A 25,077-nucleotide genomic window follows, 5' to 3' on the forward strand; every position below is an offset into this window, starting at 1 on the left:
CTACCAAGCACTTGCTTTGTTAGAGGAGCGTCCATGACGTGGGCCCACGCCCGGAAGGCAGGGGACGATCCGCTCACCGTTCCGGCGGTGCTGGAGCGGATGGCACGACAGTTGCCCGATCACGAGGCGCTGGCCTCACCGGATCGCCGCTTCACGTTTCGACAGCTGCGCGACGAGGTGCGACGAGCCGCGGCGGCGATGATCGCGCTCGGCGTGCAGCCCGGTGACCGGATCGCCATCTGGTCGCCCAACACCTGGCATTGGGTGGTCGCGTGCCTGGCCGTCCACCACGCGGGTGCGGTGATGGTGCCGCTGAACACCCGCTACACCGCGAACGAGGCGGCCGATATCCTGGCCCGCACCAGCGCGCCGCTGCTCGTGGCAATGGGCCCATTTCTGGGCGCCGACCGGGTCGCCGGATTGCCGACGGACGCGCTGCCGTCGTTGCGCCACATCGTGCGCGTTCCGGTCGAAGGCCCAGTCTCAGATCACCTTCCGTGGGACGAGTTCGTCGCGCTCGGCACCGACCTCGACGCCGTCGACGCCCGGGCGGCGAACGTGCGCGGCGACGACGTCAGCGACATCTTGTTCACGTCCGGCACCACCGGCCGGAGCAAGGGCGTGCTGTGCGCGCACCGGCAGTCGCTCTCGGCGTCGGCTGCGTGGGCGGCGTGCGGCAAGGTCACCAGCGACGACCGCTATCTGTGCATCAACCCGTTCTTCCACAACTTCGGTTACAAGGCCGGCATTCTGGCGTGTCTGCAAACAGGGGCCACGCTGATTCCGCAGCTGACGTTCGATCCGGTGCAGGCGATGCGGGCGGTGCAGGACCAGCGGGTCACGGTGCTGCCCGGGCCGCCGACGATCTATCAGACACTGCTGGACCATCCGGGCCGCGCGGACTTCGACCTGAACTCTCTGAGGTTCGCGGTGACGGGCGCGGCCACGGTGCCGGTGGTCTTGATCGAGCGCATGCAGTCCGAACTCGACATCGACGTCGTGCTGACGGCGTACGGGCTCACGGAGGCAAGCGGATTCGGCACCATGTGCCGTCCGGAGGACGACGCAGTCACGGTCGCGACGACGTGTGGTCGCCCGATCGCCGACTTCGAGCTGCGCATCGACGCCCCCGACGAGACGACGCCGGGTGAGGTGCTGCTGCGCGGGCCGAACGTGATGCTCGGCTATCTCGACGACCCCGAGGCCACTGCGGCGGCGATCGACGCCGAGGGCTGGCTGCACACCGGGGACGTCGGAACCCTGGATGCGGCAGGGAATCTGCGGATCACCGACCGGCTCAAGGACATGTACATCTGCGGCGGGTTCAATGTGTACCCGGCTGAAGTCGAGCAGACGTTGATGCGCCTGGACGGGGTCGCCGACGTGGCGGTGATCGGCGTGCCCGACGAACGCCTCGGCGAGGTGGGCAAAGCGTTCGTGGTGCGCCGGCCCGGTGCCGACCTTGTCGAACAGGACGTGATCGCGTTCAGCCGAAAGCAGTTGGCGAATTTCAAGACTCCGCGGTCGGTGGTGTTCTGTGACTCACTGCCGCGCAACCTGGGCGGCAAAGTGCTCAAGACACAACTGCGAGAGATGGCGTGATGGATCTGGATTTCGACGAAGCCACCGAAGACTTCCGCGCTGAAGTCCGCGACTTCCTGGCGGCCAACAAGGCGTCATTCCCGACGAAGTCGTACGACACAGCCGAGGGGTTCGAGCAGCACCGGCATTGGGACAAGGTGCTGTTCGATGCCGGGCTGTCGGTGGTCACATGGCCCCGAAAGTACGGCGGCCGCGACGCCAGCCTGCTGCAGTGGTTGGTGTTCGAGGAGGAGTACTTCCGCGCGGGTGCGCCGGGACGCGCCAGCGCGAACGGCACGTCCATGCTCGCGCCCACGTTGTTCGCGCATGGCACCGAGGAGCAGCTCGACCGTGTGCTGCCGAAAATGGCAAGCGGCGAGGAGATCTGGGCTCAGGCGTGGTCCGAACCGGAGTCGGGCAGCGACCTCGCGTCGCTGCGGTCGACAGCCACCAAGACCGACGGCGGCTGGCTGTTGAACGGCCAGAAGATCTGGAGCTCACGAGCGGTGTTCGGCGACAAGGCCTTCGGGCTGTTTCGTTCGGACCCACAGGCCGAACGGCATCGAGGATTGACCTATTTCATGTTCTCGTTGCGGACCGAAGGCGTGACCGTGCGGCCGATCGCACAACTAAACGGCGACACCGGGTTCGGCGAGATATTCCTCGACGACGTGTTCGTGCCAGACGAGGATGTGATCGGCACACCGCACGACGGCTGGCGCGCGGCGATGAGCACGTCGAGCAACGAGCGCGGCATGTCACTGCGAAGCCCGGCCCGCTTCGTCGCTGCCACCGAACGGCTGGCTCAGCTGTGGAAAGCCCGTGGCGCCAACGAGTTCAGCGAGCGTGTTGCCGACGCGTGGATCAAGGCGCAGGCGTACCGACTGCACACGTTCGGCACCGTGACGCGGCTGGCCGACGGCGGCGAGCTAGGTGCCGAATCCTCGGTGACCAAGGTGTTCTGGAGCGATCTCGACGTCGCGATCCACCAGACCGCGCTCGACATCCGAGGCGCCGACGGCGAGCTCGCCGATCCGTGGAACGAAGGTCTGTTGTTTGCGCTCGGCGGCCCGATCTACGCGGGCACCAACGAGATTCAGCGCAACATCATCGCCGAGCGATTGCTCGGCCTGCCGCGGGAGAAGACCAAGTGAGATTCGCTCTCGACGAACAACAGCGGGACTTCGCCGCAAGCATCGACGCTGCCTTGGGCAGCGCGGACATGCCGTCAGCGGTGCGGGCGTGGGCGGCCGGCGACACCGCGCCCGGCCGGAAGGTGTGGGTCCGGCTCGCCGATCTCGGGGTCACCGCGCTGGCCGTGCCGGAGCGGTTCGGCGGTATCGAGGCACATCCGGTGAACCTCGTCGTCGCGCTCGAAAGGCTGGGCCGTTGGTGCGTACCGGGGCCGGTCACGGAATCCGTTGCGGTGGCGCCGGTTCTGCTGGCCGACGACGACCGCGCCGAACAGCTGGCTGCCGGTGACCTGATCGCGACGGTCGCCTTGCCGCCGCTGGTACCGCGTGCCGTCGACGCCGGGGCGGCCGGTCTGACATTGCTGGCCGCGAACGGCGAGGTGAGCGATGCGTCACCGCAGCAATCGCACGATTCCGTCGACCCGAGCCGCCGGCTCTACGACGTGACGGCAACCGGTGAGCGTCGGCCGGCCGACGTCACCCGGGGGTTCGAGTTCGGTGCGCTGGCCACCGCCGCCCAGCTGGTCGGCGCCGGGCAGGCCATGCTGTCGATGGCGGTGGACTACGCCAAGCAGCGCAGCCAGTTCGGCCGGGTGATCGGCTCGTATCAGGCAATCAAACACAAGCTCGCCGACGTGCACATCGCGCTCGAGATGGCTCGGCCGCTGGTGTACGGCGCCGCACTGTCGGTGGCCGACGGCTCAGCCGAAGCCGGCCGCGACGTCAGCGCCGCGAAGGTCGCGGCCACAGATGCGGCGACGCTGGCGGCGCGCCACGCGCTGCAGACCCACGGGGCGATCGGCTTCACCGCGGAGCACGACCTGTCGCTGTGGTTGTTGAGGGTGCAGGCGCTGCGGTCGGCATGGGGCGACTCGGCATTCCATCGGCGGCGCGTTCTGGAGGCACTGTGACGAGCCGCTTGCGCGCAGAACGGATAGGACTGTGAGCGAAGAACGGGACCTGTTGCGAGAAACGGTGCGTGGGCTCGTCAGCAAGCACGCCTCGCCCGAAGCGGTGCGTGAGGCGATGGCGTCCGAACGCGGATACGACGAGTCACTGTGGAAGCTGTTATGCGAGCAGGTGGGCGCCGCGGCTCTGGTGATTCCCGACGACATCGGCGGCGCTGGTGGGGAACTCGCCGATGCTGCAACGGTTTTGTCCGAGCTGGCCCGCGGACTGGTGCCGACGCCGCTGCTCGGTACCACCCTCGCCGAACTCGCGTTGTTGGCCGCTGACGAGGTCGACGCCGACACCTTGGGCCGTCTGGCCGAGGGCGCTGCGATCGGCGCGGTGGTGTTCGACGCGGACTACGTGATCAACGGCGACATCGCCGACGTTGTGGTGGCCGCGGACGGCGAGCGGCTGGTGCGGTGGACGACGTTCACCGCGGACCCGCTCGACACGATGGATCCCACGCGGCGGCTGGCCCGGCTGACCGCTCAGGACACCGCAGTGTTGGGCACCGATCCGGGTCTCGCGGATACGGCAGCGATCCTGGTGGCGGCCGAGCAGATCGGCGCCGCCGAGCGGTGCCTGGAATTGACGGTCGACTACACCAAGCAGCGGATCCAGTTCGGTCGGCCGATCGGTAGTTTTCAGGCTCTCAAGCACCGGATGGCCGACCTGTACGTCGCCCTGTCGGCCGCGCGAGCCGTCGTGGATGACGCGGTCGCGGACCCGACGCCGACCGCCACCGCACTGGCTCGTGTGGCCGCCACCGAGGCATTCGATGCTGTTGCGGCAGAGGCTATTCAGATGCACGGCGGTATCGCGATCACCTGGGAGCATGACATCCAGCTGTACTTCAAACGGGCGCACGGCAGCAGGCAGTTGCTCGGGCAGCCGCGGGACTACCTGCGGCGGCTGGAGTCCGAGGTGTTGAATAGCCAAGCGTGAGTACTCAGGTCGCGCTGCGCGCCGGTGTGCCGCCGTTCTACGTGATGGACGTCTGGCTGGCCGCCGACGAGCGCCAGCGCACCCACGGTGACCTGGTGAACCTGGCCGCCGGCCAGCCCAGCGCCGGTGCACCCGGCCCAGTGCGCGCGGCCGCCGCGCATGCACTGGAACGCAATCAACTCGGCTATTCCGTCGCATTGGGTATCCCCGAGCTGCGCGCCGCGATTGCCGGCGCGTACCAGACCCGGCACGGCATCTCCGTCGACGCCGACGACGTCGTAGTGACCACTGGGTCGTCGGGAGGCTTTCTGCTGGCGTTCCTGGCTTGCTTCGACGTGGGTGACCGCGTCGTGGTCACCAGCCCAGGCTATCCGTGTTACCGGAATATCTTGTCCGCGTTGGGCTGTGAGGTCGTCGACGTGCCATGTGGCCCGCAGACCCGGTTTCAGCCCACCGCGCAGATGCTCGCCGAGCTGGATCCGCCGGTGCGCGGAGTGGTGGTCGCCAGCCCCGCGAATCCGACCGGCACAGTGATTCCGCCCGGCGAGCTCGCCGCGATCGCAACGTGGTGCGACGAGACCGGGGTGCAGTTGATCAGCGACGAGGTGTACCACGGCTTGGTCTATCCGGGCGCCCCCGAAACCAGCTGCGCATGGCAGACGTCGCGCAACGCTGTTGTGGTGAACAGCTTCTCGAAGTACTTCGCGATGACGGGCTGGCGCATCGGCTGGCTGCTGGTGCCTGCGGCGCTGCGGCGGGCGGTGGACTGCCTGACCGGCAACTTCACGATCTGCCCGCCGGTGCTGTCACAGTTCGGCGCGGCGGCTGCGTTCACGCCGGAATCCGTGGCCGAGGCGGACGCCCGCGTGGACCACTACGCCGTGAACCGGGATCGGCTGCTGAACGGATTGCGGGCGATCGGCCTGGACAAACTGGCGCCCACGGACGGCGCGTTCTACGTGTATGCCGACGTCTCGGACGTGACGACGGACTCGTTGTCGTTCTGCTCGCAGCTGTTGGCGGACACGGGCATTGCGATCGCGCCGGGCATCGACTTCGACACCGTGCGCGGTAACTCGTTCGTGCGCTTGTCCTTCGCCGGTCCAACCGAAGACATCGACGAAGCGCTGCGCCGGATTGCGCCGTGGCTCGCGGCGCAGCGCTGACGCCGGGCGAAACTTGGTGCCCTACTTCATATGTGGGCCGAGCATCTGGTCCCAGGCTGCCGACATCTTGTCGAACTCGTCTTCGCAGCCGTCGGCCCGGTCCTGCGGGAGCAGACCGTCGGTGACGATGTTCTTGTTGTCCGCCGGATCGGATCCGTAGATCCAGCACTCGAAGTTGTACATGCGCGTCATGTCGAACGAATGGGTGTCGTAGAACGGGAAGTCGTTGGCGTCACCGCCGGATTCGTCGTTGTAGCCCTTGAACATTCGCGCGAAATCGGTCGCGATGCGAACACCGTTGGGGTCTGGCTTTCCGTCACTTCCCGGCGCCAGCAGCATGAACGCCGACAGCTGGTCAGCCACATCCTCTTCGCGTCCGGTGAAGGGCAGGTCGTATACGTCGAGGACGGCATGCCCGAGCTCGTGATAGTAGGTGGCCACTTCGGAGTTGACCGCCGATGTCACCGGATCTTGGTCGCCGTCGCCGACGAAGATCCGGTAACTGTGTTCGAGATCTTCGTAGCACAGGGTGATCGTCTTGTCGTCGGAGCTCCAGAACGCGTTCTCGTCGTCGCACTGCTTGCCTACCACTGGAACGTCGAATGGCAGCTTCAAGATGTCGTTGGTGTTCTGGGTGACGTCCTCGAGCAGCTTCGCATCCGTCATGAGCTGTCGGCCGTGGATCGCTTCTGGCGACGACGCATCCTCATATCTGAACGTCATCACACCTGGGCTCGGTGATTCGGCGCTGGTCGCCGACGCTGCGCTGGGCGTCGATCGCGTCGACGCAGCATGCCGTGCGCTGTCGTCGGATCCTGCGCAGCCGGCCGCAAACAGTGCCACGCAAACAGCTGCCGCGCCCCTGATCCCTCGACCCACGCGTGGGGCTCCCTCCGCCGTGCCGCATCGCCAACCAATTCCGTTACATACCATTCCGGCCGTGAATTGACTACGTGTGCTTTCGCGGCGCGCTCCACCCGACGTATGTCAGATACAGCCCGGCAAGTGCCAAGCAGCTGAAGAACACCCGCACCACTGCGTACGCCGTCGGGCTGGTGAGCGCATCAGCGGCTTGGTTGACCGGTTCGGGAACCGCCAGCAGGAGCACGCCGCGGATCGCGAGGAACCAGCCCAGGGCGGAGACGAGGATGGCGGCGGTGCCGCGCCAGTATTGATGAAAGGCGATGATCACCAGGCCGCCCATGAGAAGGAACGCACCGAGGACCCACGGCCACATCGGATTTGCCTGGTAGGCAGCCAGAAGTGTCCGCATGTGAGTCACGCGTGCCGCGACGATCGCGGGCACGATCGTGAAGAACGGCCCGAGCACTCGGGCGAACGCGCGTGTTCGGGCTTGTGTGTCCAGCGTGTGATCCATTGCGTCTCCGTCCACGGGCCCGGGGGGCTAGCTTTCCTCCGCGGTCACCGGAATGAGCTCGAGATGCACTGTGCGGCCGAACTTCTTGCGCATCAGGCGATGCATCAACGGCACGATCACACCGTGCAGGAGCGGATATTTGCGCCGCAGCAGCCGTGCCGCTGTCCGGTATTGTTCGCCATCGAGCAGCCTTACCCGCGCGGGTTGCGTAGGGCCGGTCGCCTTGCCCGAGCTGGTGGACGGACCGAACTCCACCTTCGGGTCGCGTCGCATCCGGCGCACCTTGATCGCGCGATCGAAACTGCGGAAGTATGCGCGGTCACCGTCGACGGCGATGCTGACCGGGCTGCTGCCGGGTGTGCCGTCCTTGCGGAAAGTGGTGAGGCTGATCGTCTTCTGACGGACGAACGGCGCCAGAGTGCGGTCGGTGGCGTAACTGACGACGCCCACTACGTAGCCGAGTTGGCGCAGCCGCAGGACGAACGCGACCGCCAGGGCCACGGACACCGCCGCGAGCAGCCACACCTGAGCGACGGAGCCGCCGAGATCGAGGTCCATCACGTGGTTGACGGTGTGGACGGTGTTGGCGACGAAGAAGCCGGCAACAGCCGTGGCAAGCGCGTCTCCCCAGATCAGCGCCAGAAGCAGCGTGACGCCAAGGCCGATCTGGAATGCACCGGCGTCGTGCAGGAAATGCTCGTGTTCCTCGAAGTCGACGAAGTGGGCGAACGAGCCGGGGTCGACCAGGCACCAGACCCCGATTCCGAAAGTGACCACTCCTACCAGCGCGGTCACTGTGTACACATACCAGCGAGCCATGTTGTCGTCCTTGATCCGATGTTTTCTTCCGCTTTCTAGACGCCGGACGACACCGGTTTGTGACACTCAGCGCCCGGCTCGCGAACGTGAACTCATTGCGAGGCTTCTCGGCGTGTCGCCGCAGTGGCTTCACGCTCGCAACGCGCGAAGCCGGCTACAGCCAGGTGTCGCGGGTGGTGGCGGTCAAAAACGCCTCGAGGTCGTCGCGCCACTGCGCAGGGGTGTTCTTGTCGGGCTCGATGCCGGTGTACTCGCCGCGGTAGAACAGCAGCGGCCTGGGCTTCTTCTTGGGCACTTCCGACAGTGATTGCACCGCACCGAACACCACGAAGTGATCGCCACCCTCATGCACGGAGGCGACAGTGCAGTCGATGTGTGCCAGCGAACCGTCGATGATCGGACAGCCCAAAGGCGAAGGATGCCAGTCGATTCCGGCGAACTTGTCGGGTTCCTTGGAGCCGAATCGGGCCGACACGTTCTTCTGCTTCTCATGCAGGACGTTGACGCAGAACCGCCCGGTGGCCTCGATCGCCTTCCACGACCGCGAGACCTTGGTGGGGCAGAACAACACCAGTGGCGGCTCCAGCGACAGCGCAGCGAACGACTGGCACGCGAACCCGACCGGACGGTCCTCGTACAACGTGGTGATCACCGTGATGCCGGTGCAGAACTGCCCGAGCACACTGCGGAATGTGCGCGGGTCGATCGGCGCGGACAAGCTCAGGCCTTGAAGCCGACGCTGAAGTCGTGGCCCCACAAGCTGACGGCCGTGCTTTCCCGAGCAATCCAGTCGCGGTCGTCGACTTGCCGTCCCTCGCAACCGAATTCGATGTCGAAGCCGCCGGGGGTCTTCATGTAGAACGACAGCATGAGGTCGTTGACGTGGCGGCCGAGGGTCGCCGACATCGGCACTTTGCGGCGAAGCGCGCGATCGAGGCACAGCCCGACGTCGTCGGAGTTCTCTACCTCGACCATCAAATGCACGATGCCGCTGGGCGTCTCGCCGGGCATGAACGCCAGGCTGTGGTGCCGCGGGTTGCAGCCGAAGAAGCGCAACCATGCCGGAGGACCGTCAGCGGGCCTGCCGACGAGTTGCGGGGGCAGCCGCATCGAGTCGCGAAGGTAGAACCCGAGCACGTCGCGGTAGAAGTGCAATGACTCCGCGTCGTCACGGGTGGTCAGCACCACGTGGCCCAGGCCCTGCTCTCCGGTGACGAACTTGTGGCCGTACGGGCTGACGACACGCCGATGCTCCAGTGCGGCACCGTGAAACACCTCGAGGCAGTTGCCCGACGGATCCTGGAATCGGATCATCTCGTCGACCCGGCGGTCGGCGAGTTCGGCGGCCGTCGCCTCCTTATAAGGCACGCCTTCCACGTCGAGGCGGTTGCGAACCTCTTGCAGCTCAAGGGCGTTCGCGGTTTCCCAGCCTGACTCCAGCAGCCGGTCGCGCTCCCCCGGGACGATCACCAGCCGCGCCGGGAAGTCGTCCATCCGCAGATACAGCGCGCCGTCGGTGTGGCCCTTGCCCTCGACCATGCCGAGCATCTTCAGGCCGTAATCCCGCCAGGCCGCGACGTCCGTCGCCTCGATGCGCAGATACGCCAGTGACCGGATGCTCATCCGTACCTCACTCCCCCAGGAAATCGATGGTGAGCTTGTTGAATTCGTCGAATTTCTCCAACTGCGCCCAGTGTCCGCACTGGCCGAATACGTGCAGTTGCGCGCGGGGGATGGTCTTCAGCGCCACCAGCGCACCGTCGAGTGGGTTGACGCGGTCCTCGCGGCCCCAGATCAGCAACACGCGCTGGCGCAACTTGTAGGCCTCGCGCCACATCATGCCGAGCTCGAAATCCGCACCCGAGAACGACTTCCCCATCGCTTTGGTGGCCGCCAGCGATTCGGGTGTGCTGGCCAGCGCGAAGCGTTCGTCGACGAGCTCAGGGGTGATCAGTTTCTGGTCGAACACCATGATTCGCAAGAACTTCTCCAAGTTCTCGCGGGTGGGCTCGACAGAGAACTTCCCGAGCAGCTTGACGCCTTCGGTAGGGTCAGGCGAGAACAGGTTGACGCTCAACCCACCGGGGCCCATCAGCACCAGCCGCCCGGCTCTGTCGGGGTAGTCGAGTGCGAACCGCACCGCGGTGCCCCCGCCCAACGAGTTGCCCACGAGAGCGGCACGCTGTAAGCCGAGATGGTCGAACAGCCCCATCAAAGCTCTAGCGCTGTAACGGTTGTACTGCTCGTGTTCGGTGTGCTTGTCCGACAGGCCGTAGCCGGGCTGATCGACCGCCAGCACGTGGAAGTGCTTGGCCAGCACCGCGATGTTGCGCGAGAAGTTCGACCAGCTCGACGCGCCCGGGCCGCCGCCGTGCAACAGCACGACGGTCTGCTCGTGGCCTACGCCCGCCTCGTGGTAATGCAGGCGCATATCCAAAGAACCCGAGCGCACCTGCGCGTAGCGCGAGGTGGACTCGAACGTGACCTCTTGCTGCTGAGCGGCTTCGGCGGCGAAAGACGTCATCAGACCATCGTGTCCTGCGGCGGCAGGCCGAACTCGTGGTTGCCGAAGATCAGGTACGCGCGTTCTGGATCGTTGGCGGCATGCACCCGGCCGGCGTGGGCGTCACGCCAAAAGCGTTGGATAGGAGCGCTATTGGCCAGGGCCGTGGCGCCGGACGCCTCGAACAGCCGGTCGATGGACGCGATCGCGCGGCCGGTGGCGCGCACCTGGTCGCGGCGGGCGCGGGCGCGCAGCTCGAACGGAATCTCTTTGTCCGCCTGCAACAGTGCGTACTCCTCGCTGACGTTGCCGATCAACTGGCGCCAGGCGGCGTCGATGTCGCTGGCTGCCTCCGCGATGCGCACCTTCGCAAACGGGTCGTCCTTGGCCTTCTCACCCGCGAACGCGGCTCGCACCCGCTTGCCCTGATGCTCCACATGCGCCTCGTACGCGCCGTAGGCCATGCCCACGATCGGGGCCGAAATCGTCGTGGGATGCACTGTGCCCCAAGGCATTTTGTAGACGGGAGCAGTGTTGGTCTGCAGGCCGCCGGCGGTCTTGTCGTTCATTGCCTTATAGGACAGGAACCGATGGCGCGGCACGAACACGTCTTTGACCACCAGCGTGTTGGAGCCGGTGCCCTTCAGGCCGACGACGTGCCACACGTCGTCGATCTGGTACTCGCTGCGCGGAATCAGGAAGCTGCCGAAGTCCACCGGCTTACCGTCCTTGATCACCGGCCCGCCGACGAACGTCCATGTGGCGTGGTCGCAACCTGACGACCAGTTCCAAGCGCCGTTGACCAGATAGCCGCCGTCGACCACCTGCCCCGCACCCATCGGCGCGTACGACGACGAGATGCGGACGTTGCTGTCGTCGCCCCACACCTCTTCTTGGGCCTGCTGGTCGAACAGCGCCAGATGCCAGTTGTGCACGCCGATGATCGACGCACACCAGCCGGTCGAGCCGCACGCACTGGCAAGCCGGCGAACCGCCTCGTAAAACAGCGCGGGGTCGCATTGCAGGCCGCCCCACTGCTGCGGCTGCAGCAACCTGAAGAAGCCGATCTCCTGGAGTTCACTGACGGTAGCGTCCGGAAGGCGGCGCAGCTCCTCGGTTTCCTGGGCGCGCTGCCGCAGCTTGGGCAGTAGTTCGTCGACGGCGTCGAGCACCGCCTGGGCCCCTTCGGTCACCGGGCGCTGTTGAATGGACGTCACTGCTGCCTCCAAGGTCGCGGTTCAGTCGCAAGATTAGAACACGTTACGATTTTAGTCGAGCACCGCATTCCTGCAGCAGGTAGACCCGGGCAAGCACATTTCTGTAACATGTTCTAGTTCCTGCCGGAAGGAGAGTCGTGACCGACGAGCCGCTGGGCAGCCACGTGTTGGAACTGCAGGTGGCCGACGTCGTCGCGGAGACCGACGACGCGCGCTCTCTGGTGTTCAAGGTCCCCGACGGTCCAAACGACCCCGTCATCTCCCCACAGAAGCTGCAGTACGCCCCGGGCCAATTCCTGACTCTGCGGATTCCCAGCGACCGCACCGGCTCGGTCGCGCGCTGCTATTCGCTGTGCACCTCGCCGTTCACCGACGACGCGATGGCCGTCACCGTCAAACGCACCGCCGACGGCTACGCGTCCAACTGGCTGTGCGATCACGCGCACCCCGGGATGCGGCTGCACGTACTCGCCCCGTCGGGAACCTTCGTCCCGCGCACGCTCGACACGGACTTCCTGCTCGTCGCTGCCGGCAGCGGCATCACCCCGATGATGGCGATCTGCAAGTCGGCGCTGGCCGAGGGCAGCGGCAAGGTCGTCCTCGTCTACGCCAACCGCGACGAGAACTCGGTGATCTTCGCCGGTGCGCTGCGAGAACTCGCCGCGAAATACCCCGACCGGCTCACCGTGATGCACTGGCTGGAATCCGTGCAGGGGCTGCCCACCCAAGCCGCCTTGGCTGCGCTCATGGCGCCGTACGCCGCCCACGACGCCTTCATCTGCGGACCCGGCCCGTTTATGGCCGCCGCCGAAGCCGCACTGAGAAGCATCGGCGTGCCCAAGGAGCGGCTGCACATCGAGGTTTTCCGTTCTTTGGACACCGATCCGTTCGCAGCCGTCGTGATCGAGGACGACAGCGACGAGCCGCCTGCCACTGCGATCGTGCACCTCGACGGCCAGCGGCATGAGATTTCCTGGCCGCGTAACGCCAAGCTGCTCGACGTGCTGCTGGACAAGGGCCTCGACGCGCCGTTCTCCTGCCGCGAGGGACATTGCGGAGCGTGTGCGGTGCTCAAGCGCAGCGGCGAGGTCGAGATGGAGGTCAACGACGTGCTCGAGCCATCGGACCTCGACGAAGGGCTGATCCTGGGGTGTCAGGCCCGCCCGCGGTCGGATTCCGTCGAAGTCACCTACGACGAATAGCCCGCGGCTACCATTTCGCATGCTGGGGAGGAGCACCATGAAGGGATTTGCGGTAGCCATCGCAGGCGGACTGCTCGGTGTTGGGCTCGGCGTTCCCGGGCTGGCCTCTGCGGCGTCCGACACCAAGGACACGTCGTTTCCGCTGCCGGACGGCATGCAGTTGGAAGTGCACGTCACCGCGAATTGCCCGCTGGCCGACAAACAGTGCTACTTCACTGTTGCGGCCAACCGCCGGTCAGCCGACGGTATCGAAGGATTTCCGGATGACCTGTGGGCGCGCCAGACCACCACGCTGCGCTCGTCGAACCGGCTGAACAACTCGGAAACCCAAGTGGTAGCGGCAAATACGCGGCAGTACAAGGAGATGGGCCGGCGCGAGATCACGACGATCTACTTCGGCGGCGGCCCGCCGGAGAAGTACCAGATCTCCGGCCAGAGCCAGCCGACCGACTGGCAGACCGGCCAGCCGTTGCTCAATTCCGACTACATCGTGTGCGCGGAGATCCAGGTGGTGTACTCCGGCGTCAACATCACCTCGCCGACCACCTGCGCGCAGACCACCTTCAGCTGACCTCACGCCGCGCTCAGCGCGGCAGCCCCAGCAGCCGCTCGGCGGCCATGGTCAGCAGGATCTGCTCGGTGCCGCCGGCGATGGTCAAGCAACGGGTGTTGAGGAAGTCGTGGACTTCGCGGTTCTCCACGATGCCCGCGCCTTCGGACAGGTCCATTCGGAATTCCGCCAGCTCCTGGCGGTAGCGCACACCGATGAGCTTGCGGGCGCTGGCTTGCGGGCCGGGATCCTTGCCGCCGACGGCCAGTTGGGCGATCCGCTGATCCAACAGCGAGCCCACTTGCGCCGCCACGATCAACGCGCCGAGCCGATCCTGTTCGGCGGGGTCGAGGTCGGCCTGCGACACCGTCGCCAGCAGCTGCTCCATCGGATTGCCGAGCGCGGTGCCGTGTGCCATTGCGACACGTTCGTTGGCCAGCGTGGTGCGCGCCAGCCGCCAGCCGTCGTTGACCTCACCGACCACCATCTCGTCGGGCACGAACACGTCGTCGAAGAACACCTCGTTGAACAGCTCGTCGCCGGTGATTTCGCGCAGCGGCCGGATCGTGATGCCCTCGGATTTCATGTCCACGAGGAAATAGGTGATGCCCTTGTGTTTCGGGGCGTCCGGATCGGTGCGCGCGAGGCACACCCCCCAGTGCGCCTTGTGCGCGGCCGACGTCCACACCTTTTGCCCGGTGAGCCGCCAACCCCCTTCTGCCCGAACGGCTTTCGTGCGCAGCGCGGCAAGGTCCGAGCCGGCGCCGGGTTCACTGAACAGCTGGCACCAGGTCAGCTCGCCGCGCAGGGTCGCGGGCACGAAGCGCTCGATCTGTTCCGGGCTGCCGTGTTCGAGGATCGTCGGAGCGGCCCACCAGCCGATCACCAGATCAGGGCGGTCGACCCCGGCCGCGGCCATCTCCTGGTCGATCAGCAACTGCTCGGCCGGCGAGGCGTCTCTGCCGTACGGCTTGGGCCAGTGCGGCGCCAGCAGACCCGCGTCGGCCAGCGCGGCCTGACGCTTCTCCTTGGGCAGCGCGGCCACCTCCACGACTGCGGCTCTGATCTGCGGCCGAAGGTCCTCGACGGCCGCGAGGTCGATGTGCAATTCGCGGCGGACTCCATCGCGGGTGAGGGCGGCGACCCGGCGCAACCAGCGCGACCGGCCGCCGAGCACTTGCGAAATACCGTGTGCGCGGCGCAGATACAAGTGCGCGTCGTGCTCCCAGGTGATCCCGATGCCGCCGAGCACCTGTATGCAATCCTTCGCGTTGGCCTTGGCGGCGTCGATCCCCACCGCAGCTGCAACGGCCGCGGCCACCGGAAGCTGCCGGTCGTCAGAGTCGGCGGCCCGGGCCGCGTCGGCCGCTGCCACCGACGCCTGCTCGGCCCGCAACAGCATCTCCGCGCAGATGTGCTTGATCGCCTGAAAGCTGCCGATCGGCTTGCCGAACTGTTCGCGGACCTTCGCGTATTCGGTGGCGGTGTCCAGCGCCCAGCGGGCCACCCCGGCGGCCTCGGCGGCGAGCACCGTGGCGGCGAGGTCGTGCGCGCGCCGACCCGGGACGGTCAGCGTCACCGCCGGTGCAGAGTCCAGCACGACGCGCGCCAGCGGGCGCGAGAAGTCCGTGGCCGTCAGCACCTCGACCGTCGCGCCGTCGGCGCTGGTGTCGACCAGCAGCCACTGCTCGCCTGCCGCGGCCACGACGTAGTCGCCGGCCCTGCCGCCCAGCACAACCGGCAGGGTGCCGCTGACACGACCGTCGCCGACGCTCAGGTCGCCGTCGAGGGCGACGCCGGCGCTGCGCTGTCCGGACATCATTTCGGCGAGCACGTGTTCGTCGTCAAGCAGCAGCGTGGCCAGCGCGGTGGTGGCCACCGGCCCGGGCACCAGCGCGTAGGCGGCCTCCTCGAGCATCGCGCACAAGTCCGCGACGCCGGCACCGGCGCCCGACAGTGACTCGGGCACCGCGACCCCGAAGAAGCCGAGTTCGGCCAGCCCGCGGAACGGCTTCTGCCAGGCATCGGGATCGCCTTGCTCGACGGCCCGCGCGGCTGCGACAGCCCCGGATCCGGGTGCCCATGAACGCACCAGCTCTCTGGCGGCGGCCTGGTCGTCCGGCGAGCTGCTTGCCCGAGTTGGAGACGCTGCTGCCACGGTCAGCCTCCTAAGCCGTGAGGTAAAGACACGTGCAGCCTACTAGAACGTGTTCTAATAGTACGGGTGCCGGTTGGCGAACCGGCACGCATCCGAGCAGGACACGAGCGTAGGCGGGCCGATTCCCGGCGAGAAATCCACGGCCGGAATGCGTATCGTTTCTTCTCGTAGACGAAGACAAGGAGCCGCTTACCGCATGTCGACGCCAGCACACGCCAGTTCCGGCTCGTCGAGCGAACCGCGTCAGCCCCAGGTCCTGACGGTGGCCGCCCTGGCCGAATCCGAACTCGGCTCGGAGGCTCAGCGGGAGCGTCGCAAGCGCATCTTGGATGCCACGTTGGCTATCGCCTCTAAGGGCGGTTACGAGGCGGTGCAGATGCGCGCCGTGGCCGAACGAGCCGACGTGGCGGTCGGAACGTTGTATCGGTACTTCCCGTCGAAGGTGCATCTGCTGGTATCTGCGCTGGGGCGGGAGTTCGAGCGGATCGACGCCAAAACGGACCGGATGTCGCTGGGCGGCGGCACGCCGTATCAGCGACTGCACCAGATGATCAGCCGGCTGAACCGGGCGATGCAGCGCAACCCGCTGTTGACCGAGGCGATGACGCGGGCATTCGTATTCGCCGACGCGTCCGCGGCCGGCGAGGTGGACCACGTCGGCAAGCTGATGGACAGCATGTTCGCGCGGGCGATGAGCGACGGCGAGCCGACCGAGGACCAGTACCACATCGCCCGGGTCATCTCGGACGTGTGGCTGTCCAATCTGCTCGCATGGCTGACCCGGCGGGCCTCGGCCACCGACGTGAGCAAGCGGCTGGATCTGGCCGTGCGTCTACTGATCGGCGACGAAGACCACCCCAAGATCTGACCGGTCGAGCGGTCAGGCCGGAGGTCCGGCAGTGCGGCCGCGTACCAGTTCCGTGGGCAGCACCTCGTTGACCGGGAGCCCGCTGCGGGGCGGTGTGTGAAGGAGTTTGCCTGCCAGACGGCCTTTTTCGAGGTTCGGCTGGGCGACGGTGGACAACCCCCGACGCAATGCGTCGGGCACGCCGTCGAAACCGGTGACCGTCAACTGCCCCGGCACGTAGACGCCGCGCGCTCGCAGGTAGTCCATCGCCGACAGCGCCAGCACGTCCGCGGTGCACATCAGTGCGGTGATGCGTGGGTTGGCTTCCAGCGCCACCTCTGCGGCCGCGCCACCCGACGTCGGCAGGTGCTCGTAACTCTCCACCACGGTCAACGAGTCGGGATCGAGGCCGGCGGCCGCCATCGCGTCGCGCACGCCGTGAATGCGTTCCCGCTGCACGTGAAAATGCGCTGAGCGCAACCGCTCTGGCGTCGCCACCGACGCGGCCGCCGTCCTGCGCTCACGGCCCAGCCGCATGGTCAGCAGGCCGATGTCCCGATGCCCAAGGCGCACAACGTAATCCGCGAGTTCCCGCATCGCCGCCCGGTCGTCGATGCACACACCCGACGCACCCGCGACGTCCTTGGGCTGGTCGACGATGACGACAGGCAGGTTGCGTTCGAGCGCCACCTGCAGATAGGGGTCGTCGTCGGCCACCGAGTAGACGACGAAGCCGTCCACACCTGCGCTGAGCACGGCGTGCGACCCTTCGGCGATGCTGCGTGCGGGCCCGACCGCCACCAGCAGCAGTCCCTGGCCCACCTGTTCACAGGACTCCGCCAGCCCGCCGACGAAACTCACCGCCGCGGGATCGCTGAATGCATAGTTCAGCGGCTCGGTGAGCACCAGGCCGACCGCGCCGGCCTTCCGGGTCCGCAGCGAGCGCGCCACCGGATCGGGACCCGGATAGCCGAGTCGCTTCGCGGTTTGCAGCACCCGCTCACGCAGACCGGCCGACAATTGATCCGGTCGGTTGTACGCGTTGGAGACCGTGGTGCGCGAGACGTTGAGCTCGGCGGCCAGAGAATCCAGCGTGGCCCGCCGCCGGTGCCCGCCCGTCCTGGCCATGCTCTCCGACGTTAGCGCATCCATGCATTGAGATGCGCTACATTAATGGAAACGGTTTTCATTTAAGTGAGGCGAGGCATGCGTCGGGTGATGGGGCTGGCCGCGGTCGTGTGGGCTGCGGTCGTGCTTGCCGTCGCCGCGTGCACGCCGTCGTCCGAGCAGTCGCACAAGCTCAGCGTCGTCGCGTCGACCACGGTGTGGGGGTCCGTCGCTGCAGCAGTGGGCGGCGAGCATGTGCAAGTCAGGGCGATCATCGACAACCCCGCCGAAGACCCGCACTCCTATGACGCCAGCCCCGCCGACGCCGCCGCGATCGCCGACGCCGCCCTGGTGGTCTACAACGGAGGCGGCTACGACGCGTTCGTCGCGCCGGTGCTGAAGCAGAACGGCGCGGTGAAGCGCATCGAGGCGTTCACGGTCGGCGGGTATCAGCCGGGAAGTAATCCGCATGTCTTCTACGACCTCGACACCGTCAACCGAGTGGCTGACGCGATCGCCGACCAACTGGGCGCCGCCGATCCCGCTCACGCCGCCGACTTCCGCGCCAACGCCGAAACGTTCACCGACCAGCTGCGCGCCATCTCCGCCACCGAGCGCGATATCGCCGCCGCACACCGCGGTGCCGGCGTGATTGCGACCGAGGACGTCGCCCACTATCTCCAGGTGGCGGCGGGGCTGGTGGACAAGACGCCGGAGGGCTACTACAAAGCGGTGACCGCCGACGCCGATCCTGCGCCCGCCGACATCGCGGCAGTACTGGATCTGGTGAATACCCACGGCGTGCAGGTGGTGTTGTCCAACCCGCAAACCGACACGTCGGTGACGCGCCGGGTGGTAGATGCTGCGAACGCGGCAGGCGTGCCGGTCGTGGAGGTGCGCGAGACACTGCCCGCCGGAACGGATTACGTGTCGTGGCAACGGCACACCGTCGAGCAGTTGAGCGCGGCGCTGCAGCGGATCGACGCACACCGCCAGTGAGCACGCCCCTCGTCCAGCTCAGCGACGCCGGCCTCGCGTTCGGCGACCGCGTACTCTGGGACAGCCTGAATCTGACCGTCGACCGCGGCGAATTCGTCGCCGTGCTGGGGCCCAACGGCTCGGGAAAGACATCACTACTGAAGGTGCTCACGGGCCAGCTAGCGTTGACGACCGGCGCGGTTTCTATTGCGGGGCAGCCTGTTTCGTCGGGGCGCAGCACCGTCGGCTACATTCCGCAACATCGGGGCGCGGAGCGCGGACTGACGATGCGCGGCGCTGATCTAGTGCGCCTGGGGGTCGACGGACACCGCTGGGGATGGACCATTCGCCGAACGATTCGGCGGCAGCACGACTCGGCCGTCGACAGCGCGCTTGCCGCGGTGGGCGCCGAGCATCTGGCCAAGGCGCCGCTTTCCGTGATGTCCGGCGGCGAACTGCAGCGGCTGCGGATCGCTCAGGCGCTGGCCGGAGATCCCCTTCTGTTGCTGTGTGACGAGCCCCTGCTGAACCTTGATCCGGCCAGCGCACAACAGGTCTCGGCATTGATCGACAAGCGGCGGCGCGACGCGGCGACTGCGGTGGTGTTCGTCACCCACGACATCAACCCCGTGCTGCCCTTCGTCGACCGGGTGCTGTATCTGGTCGACGGCAGGTTCCGAGTCGGCACCGTGGACGAGGTGATGACTACCGAGAACCTGTCGAAGCTGTACCGCGCCGATGTCGACGTGCTGCGAATACGCGGGCAATACGTGGTGGTGGGCAACCGGAGCTATTGCCATGAGTGACAACATCGCTCGCGTGCTTGACAAGCTGTTCGACCTCCACGTCACGGCGGACCTGCTGAGCCGCGACTTCGTGCAGCAGGCAATCGTGGCCGGCGCGCTGCTGGCATTGACGGCCGGACTGATCGGGCCGTTCATCGTCATGCGGCAGATGTCGTTCGCGGTGCACGGTTCATCCGAATTGTCTTTGACGGGAGCGGCGTTCGCACTGTTGACAGGCTTCAACGTCGGAGTCGGCGCGCTGCTGGGAAGCTTGATCGCCGCGGTGCTGTTCGGCGTGTTGGGACAGCGTGCGCGAGAACGCGATTCAGCCATCGGCGTGGTGATGGCCTTCGGCTTGGGCCTTGCGGTGTTGTTCATCCACCTCTACCCGGGTCGGGCAGGGACCAGTTTCGCACTGCTGACGGGCCAGATCGTCGGGGTCGGCTATTCCGGTCTGGCCCAATTGGTCGTCGTCGCCGTGGTTCTCGCGATCGTGCTCGTGGTCGCATACCGGCCGCTGTTGTTCGCGACCGTCGACCCGGAGGTGGCCGCGGCGCGCGGTGTCCCGGTGCGCGTGCTGGGCATTGTGTTCGCGGCGCTGGTGGGCGTCGTCGCTGCGCAGGGCGTACAGATCGTCGGCGCCCTGCTGGTCATGTCCCTACTGATCACTCCTGCCGCAGCAGCGGCGCGAGTATGTTCGGCACCGATGCCCACCATTGCGGTGTCGGTGCTGTTCGCCGAGCTTGCTGCGGTGGGCGGCATCGTGCTGTCGCTGGCCCCGGGTGTGCCGATCTCGGTCTTCGTCACGACGATCTCGTTCGCGATTTTCGTGGTGTGTTGGCTCGTCGAACGTCGACATCAGTCACCGGCGCACACCTAGGCTTGCACTTGTGCCGGCCCCCCAGCGAACGGTCGATCTGAACGCCGACCTCGGCGAAGGGTTCGGAGTGTGGCGGCTCGGGGATGACGAGCAGATGCTGCGAGTGGTCACAAGCGCGAACGTGGCTTGCGGATTTCATGCCGGCGATCCGGCCGGGCTCGTCCGGACTTGCCGCGCAGCTGCCGAACAGGGTGTACGGATCGGCGCGCAGGTCAGCTATCGCGACCTGGCGGGCTTCGGCCGCCGCTACATCGACGTCGCCGCACCGGATTTGACCGCCGACGTGATCTACCAGATCGGTGCGCTGCAGGCGATCGCTCATGCGGTGGGATCAAAAGTGTCCTACGTCAAACCCCATGGGGCGCTGTACAACACCGCCGTCACCGACCGGACCCAGGCCCGGGCGATCGCCGAGGCGGTGCATGCGGTCGACGATTCGCTACCGGTGCTGGGCTTGGCGCGGTCCGCACTGTTCGAGGCGGCGTCTGCGCTCGGATTGCGCTGTGTCGCTGAGGCGTTCGCGGATCGCGCCTACCGGCCCGACGGCCAACTCGTATCCCGTCGGTATCCGGGTGCGGTGATCCACGACCCGGACACGGTGGCGCAGCGCGTGTCGACGATGGTGATGCGCGCAGAGGTGACCGCGATCGACGGTTCGGTGATCCCGGTAAACGTGGAATCCATCTGCGTGCATGGTGATTCGCCCGATGCAGTGCAGTTGGCCGTCGCGGTGCGCGAACGACTGATCAGTGACGGCGTCACGCTGCAACCGTTCGTCTGAACCCGAAGGAACGTCGAATCCACGATCACGATAGTTTGTCTGTTGCGGCGTGCGCGTTACCGTCATCGGGTACAGTTCCGACTCATCGCGAGGTCAGACACCGGTGTCCCCCGCACACGGGAAGCGCCCCGTCGCTCGGCGTGAGGCGAGGAGGAACCGATGCGGTGGACGGGCCAAGGCGACCCGATCCTGACGCCGTTCATTCGCCTTCAGCTCGCGATCTTTCTGGCGCTGACGTTGCTGGCGCTCGGCGCTTTGAGCTTCCACTACCTTCACTTGCCACAGCGCGTAGGCATCGGCCAGTACACGCTGTACGTCGATCTGCCGAGATCCGGTGGGCTCTACGAGACCGCCAACGTCACATACCGGGGCGCGATGATCGGGCGGGTGACCGACGTCCAGCCCACCGAGCGGGGGGCGCGCGCAACGCTGAGCATCGACAACCGGTACAAGCTGCCGCTGGACGCCTCCGCGAACGTGCATTCCGTGACGGCTGTCGGCGAGCAGTACGTCGACATCGTCTCCGCCAGCGGCGACTCCAGTAAACACTTCCGGGACGGTCAGACGATCACCAAGACCACGATTCCGTCCGACGTCGGCCCGGCCCTTGACGCCGCCAATCGCGGGCTCGCGGCCCTGCCCAAGGACAAGATCGCCACGTTGCTCGACGAGACGTCACAAGCGGTCGGTGGGCTGGGGCCGGCGCTGCAGCGGCTGGTGGATTCGACCACCGCGATTGCCAGCGACTTCCGTGACAACTTGACTCCGGTCAACGACATCATCGCCAACTCGTCGCCGATCCTGGATTCGCAGGTGAATTCGCGCGACAACATCGAAACCTGGGCGGCCAACCTGAATTCGATCGGCACCCAGGCCGCTGAGCAGGACGCGGCACTGCGCAGCGGTTTGCAGCAGGCCGCCCCCACCGCCGATCAGCTCAACGCGGTGTTCTCCGATGTGCGTGACTCGCTGCCGCAGACACTGGCCAACCTCGAGATCGTCATCGACTTGCTCAAGCGCTACCACAAGGGCGTCGAACAGGCGTTCGTCTACTTCCCACAGAGCGCGAGTCAGCTCGAGGCAGGAACGGTCTTCCCCGGCTACGGCATCATCAACTTCGCGCTCGGCCCGTTGTTCGTGGGCATCGGTGCCTCTGCGTTGACCCTGCAGGCTGTTCCGCCGGGTTTCGGTGCTGCCCTCAACAGTCCGCCGCCGTGCCTGACTGGCTTTTTGCCGCCGTCGCAGTGGCGCGCGCCTGCCGACACCTCGCCAGCGCCGCTGCCGACCGGGATCTACTGCAAGATCCCGAAGGACTACCAGGGTCTCGCGGTTCGCGGCGCGCGTAATTATCCGTGCGCCGACGTGCCGGGTAAACGGGCCGCATCGCCGCAGGAGTGCCGCAGCAACGAGCCGTATGTGCCGATGGGCACCAACCCGTGGTACGGCGATCCGAACCAGATCCTGACCTGCCCGGCACCGGCGGCGCGCTGTGACCAGCCGGTGGAGCCCGGTCGGGTGATCCCGGCGCCCAGCGTCAACAACGGCTTGAACCCGTTGCCCGCCAACATGATTCGTCCGCCGATGCCGGTCAGTGATCCGTTGTCGCGGCCCGGGCAGGGCAGTGTGGCGTGCAGCGGTCAGCAGCCGAACCCGTGCACCTATACGCCGGGGCAGCTTCCCACGGCGATCTACAACCCGCAGAGCGGCGAGGTCGTCGCACCCGACGGCTCGCGCTACAGCGTGAAGGATTCCGCCAACGTCGCCGACGACGCCTGGAAGGACATGCTCACCCCGGCCGGCTGATCCGCCGCCCGCAACAGCGTCGCGGGATTCGCCGTAGGGTTGAGCCATGCGCCTCAAGCTCGGCCGCCCGTTCGTCGAGGACTTCACCAAGCGGTTCGACGTGCCGCCCGCCGAGGCCGACGCTCCTCTTTCGGTGACGTGGTTGGGCGTGGCGACACTTCTCGTCAGCGACGGCACTTCGGCGCTGATGACCGACGGGTTCTTCTCGCGGCCGAGCCTGTCGACCGTGGTGTTGCGGCGGGTGGAACCGTCGCTGGAGCGGATCATCGGCTGCCTGGAACGGACCCGTGTCCGCAAACTGGATGCGGTGATTCCGGTGCACACCCACTACGACCATGCGCTGGACTCCGCGGTGGTGGCCGCACGCACCGACGCCGAGCTCGTCGGCGGTGAGTCGGCAGCCAACATCGGCCGCGGCTACGGCTTACCCGACGACCGCATCGTCGTCGCGATCTCAGGTGAGCCGATCACCCTGGGTGCCTACGAAGTGACGCTGATCGAGTCGAAACACTCACCGCCCGACCGGTTTCCGGGTGTGATCACCGAGCCTGTGGTGCCCCCAGTCAAGGCGTCGGCCTACAAATGTGGTGAGGCATGGTCCGTGCTGATTCGTCACCGGCCAACGGATCGGCGGCTGCTGGTTCAGGGCAGCGCCGGGTTCGTCGAGGGCGCGCTGGCCGGACAGCGCGCCGATGTGGTCTATCTGGGCGTGGGACAGCTCGGGGTACTGCCCGAGCAGTACCTGGTCGACTACTGGAACGAAGTGGTGCGTGCCGTCGGCGCCCGTCGGGTGGTGATGATCCACTGGGACGACTTCTTCCGCCCGCTCACCGAGCCGATCCGCGCGCTGCCGTATGCGGCCGACGATCTGGATGCCACCATCCGGGTGCTGTCGCGGCTCGCTGCGGCAGACGACGTGGCATTGCACCTGCCGGTGTTGTGGCAGCCTGAAGACCCTTGGGCCTGAGGCGGATTGGCGATTGCTACTTTCGCTGGCGCTGCTGGCCGTGGTGCTGACGTTCGCGTTGCTGCGCCCGAAGGGCTGGACCGAGGACGTCGTGGCGGTGCCCGCGGCTTTGCTGTTGATTGCGGTCGGGGCACTTTCGCTGCGCGATGCGGTCGACGAGGTGGCCCGGCTTCTTCCCGTTGTCGGATTCCTTGCCGCGGTGCTGGTGCTGGCGCGGCTGTGCGACGACGAGGGTGTGTTCCGGGCGGCCGGCATGGTGATGGCACGCGGCAGTGCGGGACAGCCCCGGCGGCTGCTGCGGCAGGTGTTCGTGATCGCGTCGCTGACCACCGCCGTGCTGAGTTTGGACGCGACGATCGTGCTGCTGACGCCGGTAGTGCTGGCCACTGCCCGCATGCTGCGGCTGCCGGCCCGACCGCACAGCTACGCCAGCGCTCATCTGGCCAACACCGCGTCGCTGCTGTTGCCGGTGTCGAACTTGACCAACCTGTTGGCGTTCACGGCGGCCGGGGTGTCGTTCACCCGGTTCACCGCTTTGATGACGGCGCCGTGGCTGGTAGCGATTGCCGCGGAATACCTCGTCGTTCGGCGGTTTTTCGCGGGCGACTTGTCCGCGCCGGCGGCCGCCCACGAGCTTCCCGACCGCCCGCAACCGCCGGTGTTCGCGCTGGCGGTGCTGGGTGTGACGCTGACGGGGTTCGCGGCGGCGTCACTGGTGGGAGTGTCGCCGGCATGGGTGGCGTGTGCGGGCGCGGCCGTGCTTGCAGTGCGGGGGCTGATCCGGCGGACGGGCACGCTGCCGGAGGTGGTGCGTGCAGCCAATGTGCCGTTCCTGGCTTTCGTGCTGGCGCTCGGGGTCGTGGTGCGGGCCGCGATGGTCAACGGGCTCGACACTGCGACACGAGATCTGCTGCCCAACGGCAATGGGCTGCCTGCGCTGCTCGCGTTGGCGGCGATCGCCGCGGTGCTGTCCAATCTCGTGAACAACCTGCCGGCAGTCCTGCTGCTGCTGCCTCTTGTCGGCGGCGGCGGCGCGGCGTCGGTGCTCGCGGTGCTGATCGGCACGAATGTCGGCTCCAACCTGACCTACATCGGCTCGCTGTCCAACCTGCTGTGGAGAAATGTACTGCGCGACAACGCCGCCGAAGACGGCATCGGGCGCTTCGTCCGCCTCGGTTTGTGCACGGTGCCGATCACTTTGGTGTTGGCGGTGCTGGCGCTGTGGGCAGGGTTACACATCCTCGGGACGTGACGGTTGCACCCTTG

At 66.8% G+C, this 25,077-nt stretch carries 24 protein-coding genes; 15 read left to right on the forward strand and 9 right to left on the reverse strand.

All coding sequences use genetic code 11. The annotated features are described in order from the left end of the window. Window positions 1-33 precede the first annotated feature (33 nt). The 5 genes from fadD3 to AC5Y4C_RS11955 are packed head-to-tail and all read left to right on the forward strand — an operon-like array spanning window position 34 to window position 5,836. A complete protein-coding gene (fadD3, locus tag AC5Y4C_RS11935) occupies window positions 34-1,602 on the forward strand; it encodes a 3-((3aS,4S,7aS)-7a-methyl-1,5-dioxo-octahydro-1H-inden-4-yl)propanoate--CoA ligase FadD3 (protein WP_499961526.1) in 1,569 nt (522 codons plus the stop codon). Beyond that, a complete protein-coding gene (locus AC5Y4C_RS11940; protein ID WP_499961524.1) occupies window positions 1,602-2,735 on the forward strand; it encodes an acyl-CoA dehydrogenase family protein in 1,134 nt (377 codons plus the stop codon). Before fadD3 ends, AC5Y4C_RS11940 begins: the two co-directional genes overlap by 1 nt. Continuing rightward, the gene (locus AC5Y4C_RS11945) at window positions 2,732-3,685 is read left to right on the forward strand and encodes an acyl-CoA dehydrogenase family protein (protein WP_499961522.1); all 954 of its coding nucleotides are present in this window, start codon (window positions 2,732-2,734) and stop codon (window positions 3,683-3,685) included. The genes AC5Y4C_RS11940 and AC5Y4C_RS11945 overlap by 4 nt, the downstream gene beginning before the upstream one ends. Before the next feature lie 31 nt (window positions 3,686-3,716). Beyond that, window positions 3,717-4,670: an acyl-CoA dehydrogenase IpdE2 gene (gene ipdE2, locus AC5Y4C_RS11950; protein WP_499907143.1), complete on the forward strand. Its 954-nt coding sequence runs from the start codon at window positions 3,717-3,719 to the stop codon at window positions 4,668-4,670. After that, complete coding sequence (locus AC5Y4C_RS11955; RefSeq protein ID WP_499961521.1) at window positions 4,667-5,836, forward strand: pyridoxal phosphate-dependent aminotransferase; 1,170 nt, start codon at window positions 4,667-4,669, stop codon at window positions 5,834-5,836. Before ipdE2 ends, AC5Y4C_RS11955 begins: the two co-directional genes overlap by 4 nt. A gap of 21 nt (window positions 5,837-5,857) precedes the next feature. Here the strand turns inward: AC5Y4C_RS11955 and AC5Y4C_RS11960 are convergent, their stop codons facing one another. From AC5Y4C_RS11960 to hsaA, 7 genes are all read right to left on the reverse strand, one after another. Next, a complete protein-coding gene (locus AC5Y4C_RS11960; protein ID WP_499961519.1) occupies window positions 5,858-6,715 on the reverse strand; it encodes a DUF4344 domain-containing metallopeptidase in 858 nt (285 codons plus the stop codon). 70 nt (window positions 6,716-6,785) lie between these two features. After that, on the reverse strand, window positions 6,786-7,214 hold the full coding sequence (locus AC5Y4C_RS11965) for a hypothetical protein (protein WP_499961518.1): 429 nt from the start codon (window positions 7,212-7,214) through the stop codon (window positions 6,786-6,788). Between the two features lie 27 nt (window positions 7,215-7,241). After that, on the reverse strand, window positions 7,242-8,033 hold the full coding sequence (locus AC5Y4C_RS11970; protein ID WP_499961516.1) for a PPOX class F420-dependent oxidoreductase: 792 nt from the start codon (window positions 8,031-8,033) through the stop codon (window positions 7,242-7,244). A gap of 154 nt (window positions 8,034-8,187) precedes the next feature. Continuing rightward, window positions 8,188-8,751, reverse strand: coding sequence for a 3-hydroxy-9,10-secoandrosta-1,3,5(10)-triene-9,17-dione monooxygenase reductase subunit (hsaB, locus tag AC5Y4C_RS11975; RefSeq protein ID WP_499961515.1), 564 nt, complete (start codon window positions 8,749-8,751; stop codon window positions 8,188-8,190). Window positions 8,752-8,753: 2 nt separating this feature from the next. Beyond that, the gene (gene hsaC / locus AC5Y4C_RS11980) at window positions 8,754-9,656 is read right to left on the reverse strand and encodes an iron-dependent extradiol dioxygenase HsaC (protein ID WP_499961514.1); all 903 of its coding nucleotides are present in this window, start codon (window positions 9,654-9,656) and stop codon (window positions 8,754-8,756) included. A 7-nt stretch (window positions 9,657-9,663) separates the two neighbouring features. After that, window positions 9,664-10,557: a 4,5:9,10-diseco-3-hydroxy-5,9,17-trioxoandrosta-1(10),2-diene-4-oate hydrolase gene (hsaD, locus tag AC5Y4C_RS11985; RefSeq protein WP_499907157.1), complete on the reverse strand. Its 894-nt coding sequence runs from the start codon at window positions 10,555-10,557 to the stop codon at window positions 9,664-9,666. Further along, a complete protein-coding gene (gene hsaA, locus AC5Y4C_RS11990) occupies window positions 10,557-11,753 on the reverse strand; it encodes a 3-hydroxy-9,10-secoandrosta-1,3,5(10)-triene-9,17-dione monooxygenase oxygenase subunit (RefSeq protein WP_499907159.1) in 1,197 nt (398 codons plus the stop codon). The genes hsaD and hsaA overlap by 1 nt, the downstream gene beginning before the upstream one ends. Window positions 11,754-11,890: 137 nt before the next feature. On the opposite strand from hsaA, the gene AC5Y4C_RS11995 reads away from it, so the two are divergent. Next, complete coding sequence (locus AC5Y4C_RS11995) at window positions 11,891-12,955, forward strand: 2Fe-2S iron-sulfur cluster-binding protein (RefSeq protein WP_499961512.1); 1,065 nt, start codon at window positions 11,891-11,893, stop codon at window positions 12,953-12,955. 37 nt (window positions 12,956-12,992) lie between these two features. Further along, window positions 12,993-13,526, forward strand: a complete 534-nt coding sequence (locus tag AC5Y4C_RS12000; RefSeq protein WP_499961511.1) for a hypothetical protein — start codon at window positions 12,993-12,995, stop codon at window positions 13,524-13,526. Between the two features lie 13 nt (window positions 13,527-13,539). Here the strand turns inward: AC5Y4C_RS12000 and AC5Y4C_RS12005 are convergent, their stop codons facing one another. Then, entirely contained in the window at window positions 13,540-15,663 is a 2,124-nt protein-coding gene (locus AC5Y4C_RS12005; protein WP_499961509.1) for an acyl-CoA dehydrogenase family protein, read from the reverse strand. A 262-nt stretch (window positions 15,664-15,925) separates the two neighbouring features. Between AC5Y4C_RS12005 and kstR the strand changes: the two genes are divergently transcribed. Then, the gene (gene kstR, locus AC5Y4C_RS12010; RefSeq protein WP_499907489.1) at window positions 15,926-16,531 is read left to right on the forward strand and encodes a cholesterol catabolism transcriptional regulator KstR; all 606 of its coding nucleotides are present in this window, start codon (window positions 15,926-15,928) and stop codon (window positions 16,529-16,531) included. A gap of 12 nt (window positions 16,532-16,543) precedes the next feature. Here the strand turns inward: kstR and AC5Y4C_RS12015 are convergent, their stop codons facing one another. After that, on the reverse strand, window positions 16,544-17,638 hold the full coding sequence (locus AC5Y4C_RS12015; protein WP_499961507.1) for an Rv3575c family transcriptional regulator: 1,095 nt from the start codon (window positions 17,636-17,638) through the stop codon (window positions 16,544-16,546). Window positions 17,639-17,716: 78 nt separating this feature from the next. On the opposite strand from AC5Y4C_RS12015, the gene AC5Y4C_RS12020 reads away from it, so the two are divergent. The 7 genes from AC5Y4C_RS12020 to AC5Y4C_RS12050 all read left to right on the forward strand — a co-directional run bounded on the left by AC5Y4C_RS12020 (window position 17,717) and on the right by AC5Y4C_RS12050 (window position 25,063). Then, entirely contained in the window at window positions 17,717-18,616 is a 900-nt protein-coding gene (locus tag AC5Y4C_RS12020) for a metal ABC transporter solute-binding protein, Zn/Mn family (RefSeq protein ID WP_499907170.1), read from the forward strand. Next, on the forward strand, window positions 18,613-19,401 hold the full coding sequence (locus AC5Y4C_RS12025) for a metal ABC transporter ATP-binding protein (protein WP_499907172.1): 789 nt from the start codon (window positions 18,613-18,615) through the stop codon (window positions 19,399-19,401). The genes AC5Y4C_RS12020 and AC5Y4C_RS12025 overlap by 4 nt, the downstream gene beginning before the upstream one ends. Continuing rightward, entirely contained in the window at window positions 19,394-20,260 is an 867-nt protein-coding gene (locus tag AC5Y4C_RS12030) for a metal ABC transporter permease (RefSeq protein WP_499907174.1), read from the forward strand. The genes AC5Y4C_RS12025 and AC5Y4C_RS12030 overlap by 8 nt, the downstream gene beginning before the upstream one ends. A 10-nt stretch (window positions 20,261-20,270) precedes the next feature. Beyond that, window positions 20,271-21,041, forward strand: a complete 771-nt coding sequence (locus AC5Y4C_RS12035) for a LamB/YcsF family protein (RefSeq protein WP_499907176.1) — start codon at window positions 20,271-20,273, stop codon at window positions 21,039-21,041. A 186-nt stretch (window positions 21,042-21,227) separates the two neighbouring features. Further along, a complete protein-coding gene (locus tag AC5Y4C_RS12040) occupies window positions 21,228-22,844 on the forward strand; it encodes an MCE family protein (RefSeq protein WP_499907491.1) in 1,617 nt (538 codons plus the stop codon). A 46-nt stretch (window positions 22,845-22,890) separates the two neighbouring features. After that, a complete protein-coding gene (locus AC5Y4C_RS12045; RefSeq protein ID WP_499907178.1) occupies window positions 22,891-23,811 on the forward strand; it encodes an MBL fold metallo-hydrolase in 921 nt (306 codons plus the stop codon). Between the two features lie 13 nt (window positions 23,812-23,824). Next, window positions 23,825-25,063 (forward strand): SLC13 family permease, encoded by a 1,239-nt coding sequence (locus AC5Y4C_RS12050; RefSeq protein WP_500008431.1) that lies wholly within the window; start codon window positions 23,825-23,827, stop codon window positions 25,061-25,063. The last annotated feature ends 14 nt before the right edge of the window (window positions 25,064-25,077 follow it).

The sequence above is a fragment of the Mycobacterium sp. NGS35 genome, assembly GCF_059812855.1.

What these genes read in the sequence shown, in the direction of transcription:
- fadD3 (WP_499961526.1), top strand. Translation starts at nt 34, where the DNA reads ATGACGTGGGCCCACGCCCGGAAGGCAGGGGACGATCCGCTCACCGTT.
- AC5Y4C_RS11940 (WP_499961524.1), top strand. Translation starts at nt 1,602, where the DNA reads ATGGATCTGGATTTCGACGAAGCCACCGAAGACTTCCGCGCTGAAGTC.
- AC5Y4C_RS11965 (WP_499961518.1), bottom strand. Translation starts at nt 7,214, where the DNA reads ATGGATCACACGCTGGACACACAAGCCCGAACACGCGCGTTCGCCCGA.
- AC5Y4C_RS11970 (WP_499961516.1), bottom strand. Translation starts at nt 8,033, where the DNA reads ATGGCTCGCTGGTATGTGTACACAGTGACCGCGCTGGTAGGAGTGGTC.
- hsaC (WP_499961514.1), bottom strand. Translation starts at nt 9,656, where the DNA reads ATGAGCATCCGGTCACTGGCGTATCTGCGCATCGAGGCGACGGACGTC.
- hsaD (WP_499907157.1), bottom strand. Translation starts at nt 10,557, where the DNA reads ATGACGTCTTTCGCCGCCGAAGCCGCTCAGCAGCAAGAGGTCACGTTC.
- AC5Y4C_RS12000 (WP_499961511.1), top strand. Translation starts at nt 12,993, where the DNA reads ATGAAGGGATTTGCGGTAGCCATCGCAGGCGGACTGCTCGGTGTTGGG.
- AC5Y4C_RS12015 (WP_499961507.1), bottom strand. Translation starts at nt 17,638, where the DNA reads ATGGCCAGGACGGGCGGGCACCGGCGGCGGGCCACGCTGGATTCTCTG.
- AC5Y4C_RS12020 (WP_499907170.1), top strand. Translation starts at nt 17,717, where the DNA reads ATGCGTCGGGTGATGGGGCTGGCCGCGGTCGTGTGGGCTGCGGTCGTG.
- AC5Y4C_RS12030 (WP_499907174.1), top strand. Translation starts at nt 19,394, where the DNA reads ATGAGTGACAACATCGCTCGCGTGCTTGACAAGCTGTTCGACCTCCAC.
- AC5Y4C_RS12045 (WP_499907178.1), top strand. Translation starts at nt 22,891, where the DNA reads ATGCGCCTCAAGCTCGGCCGCCCGTTCGTCGAGGACTTCACCAAGCGG.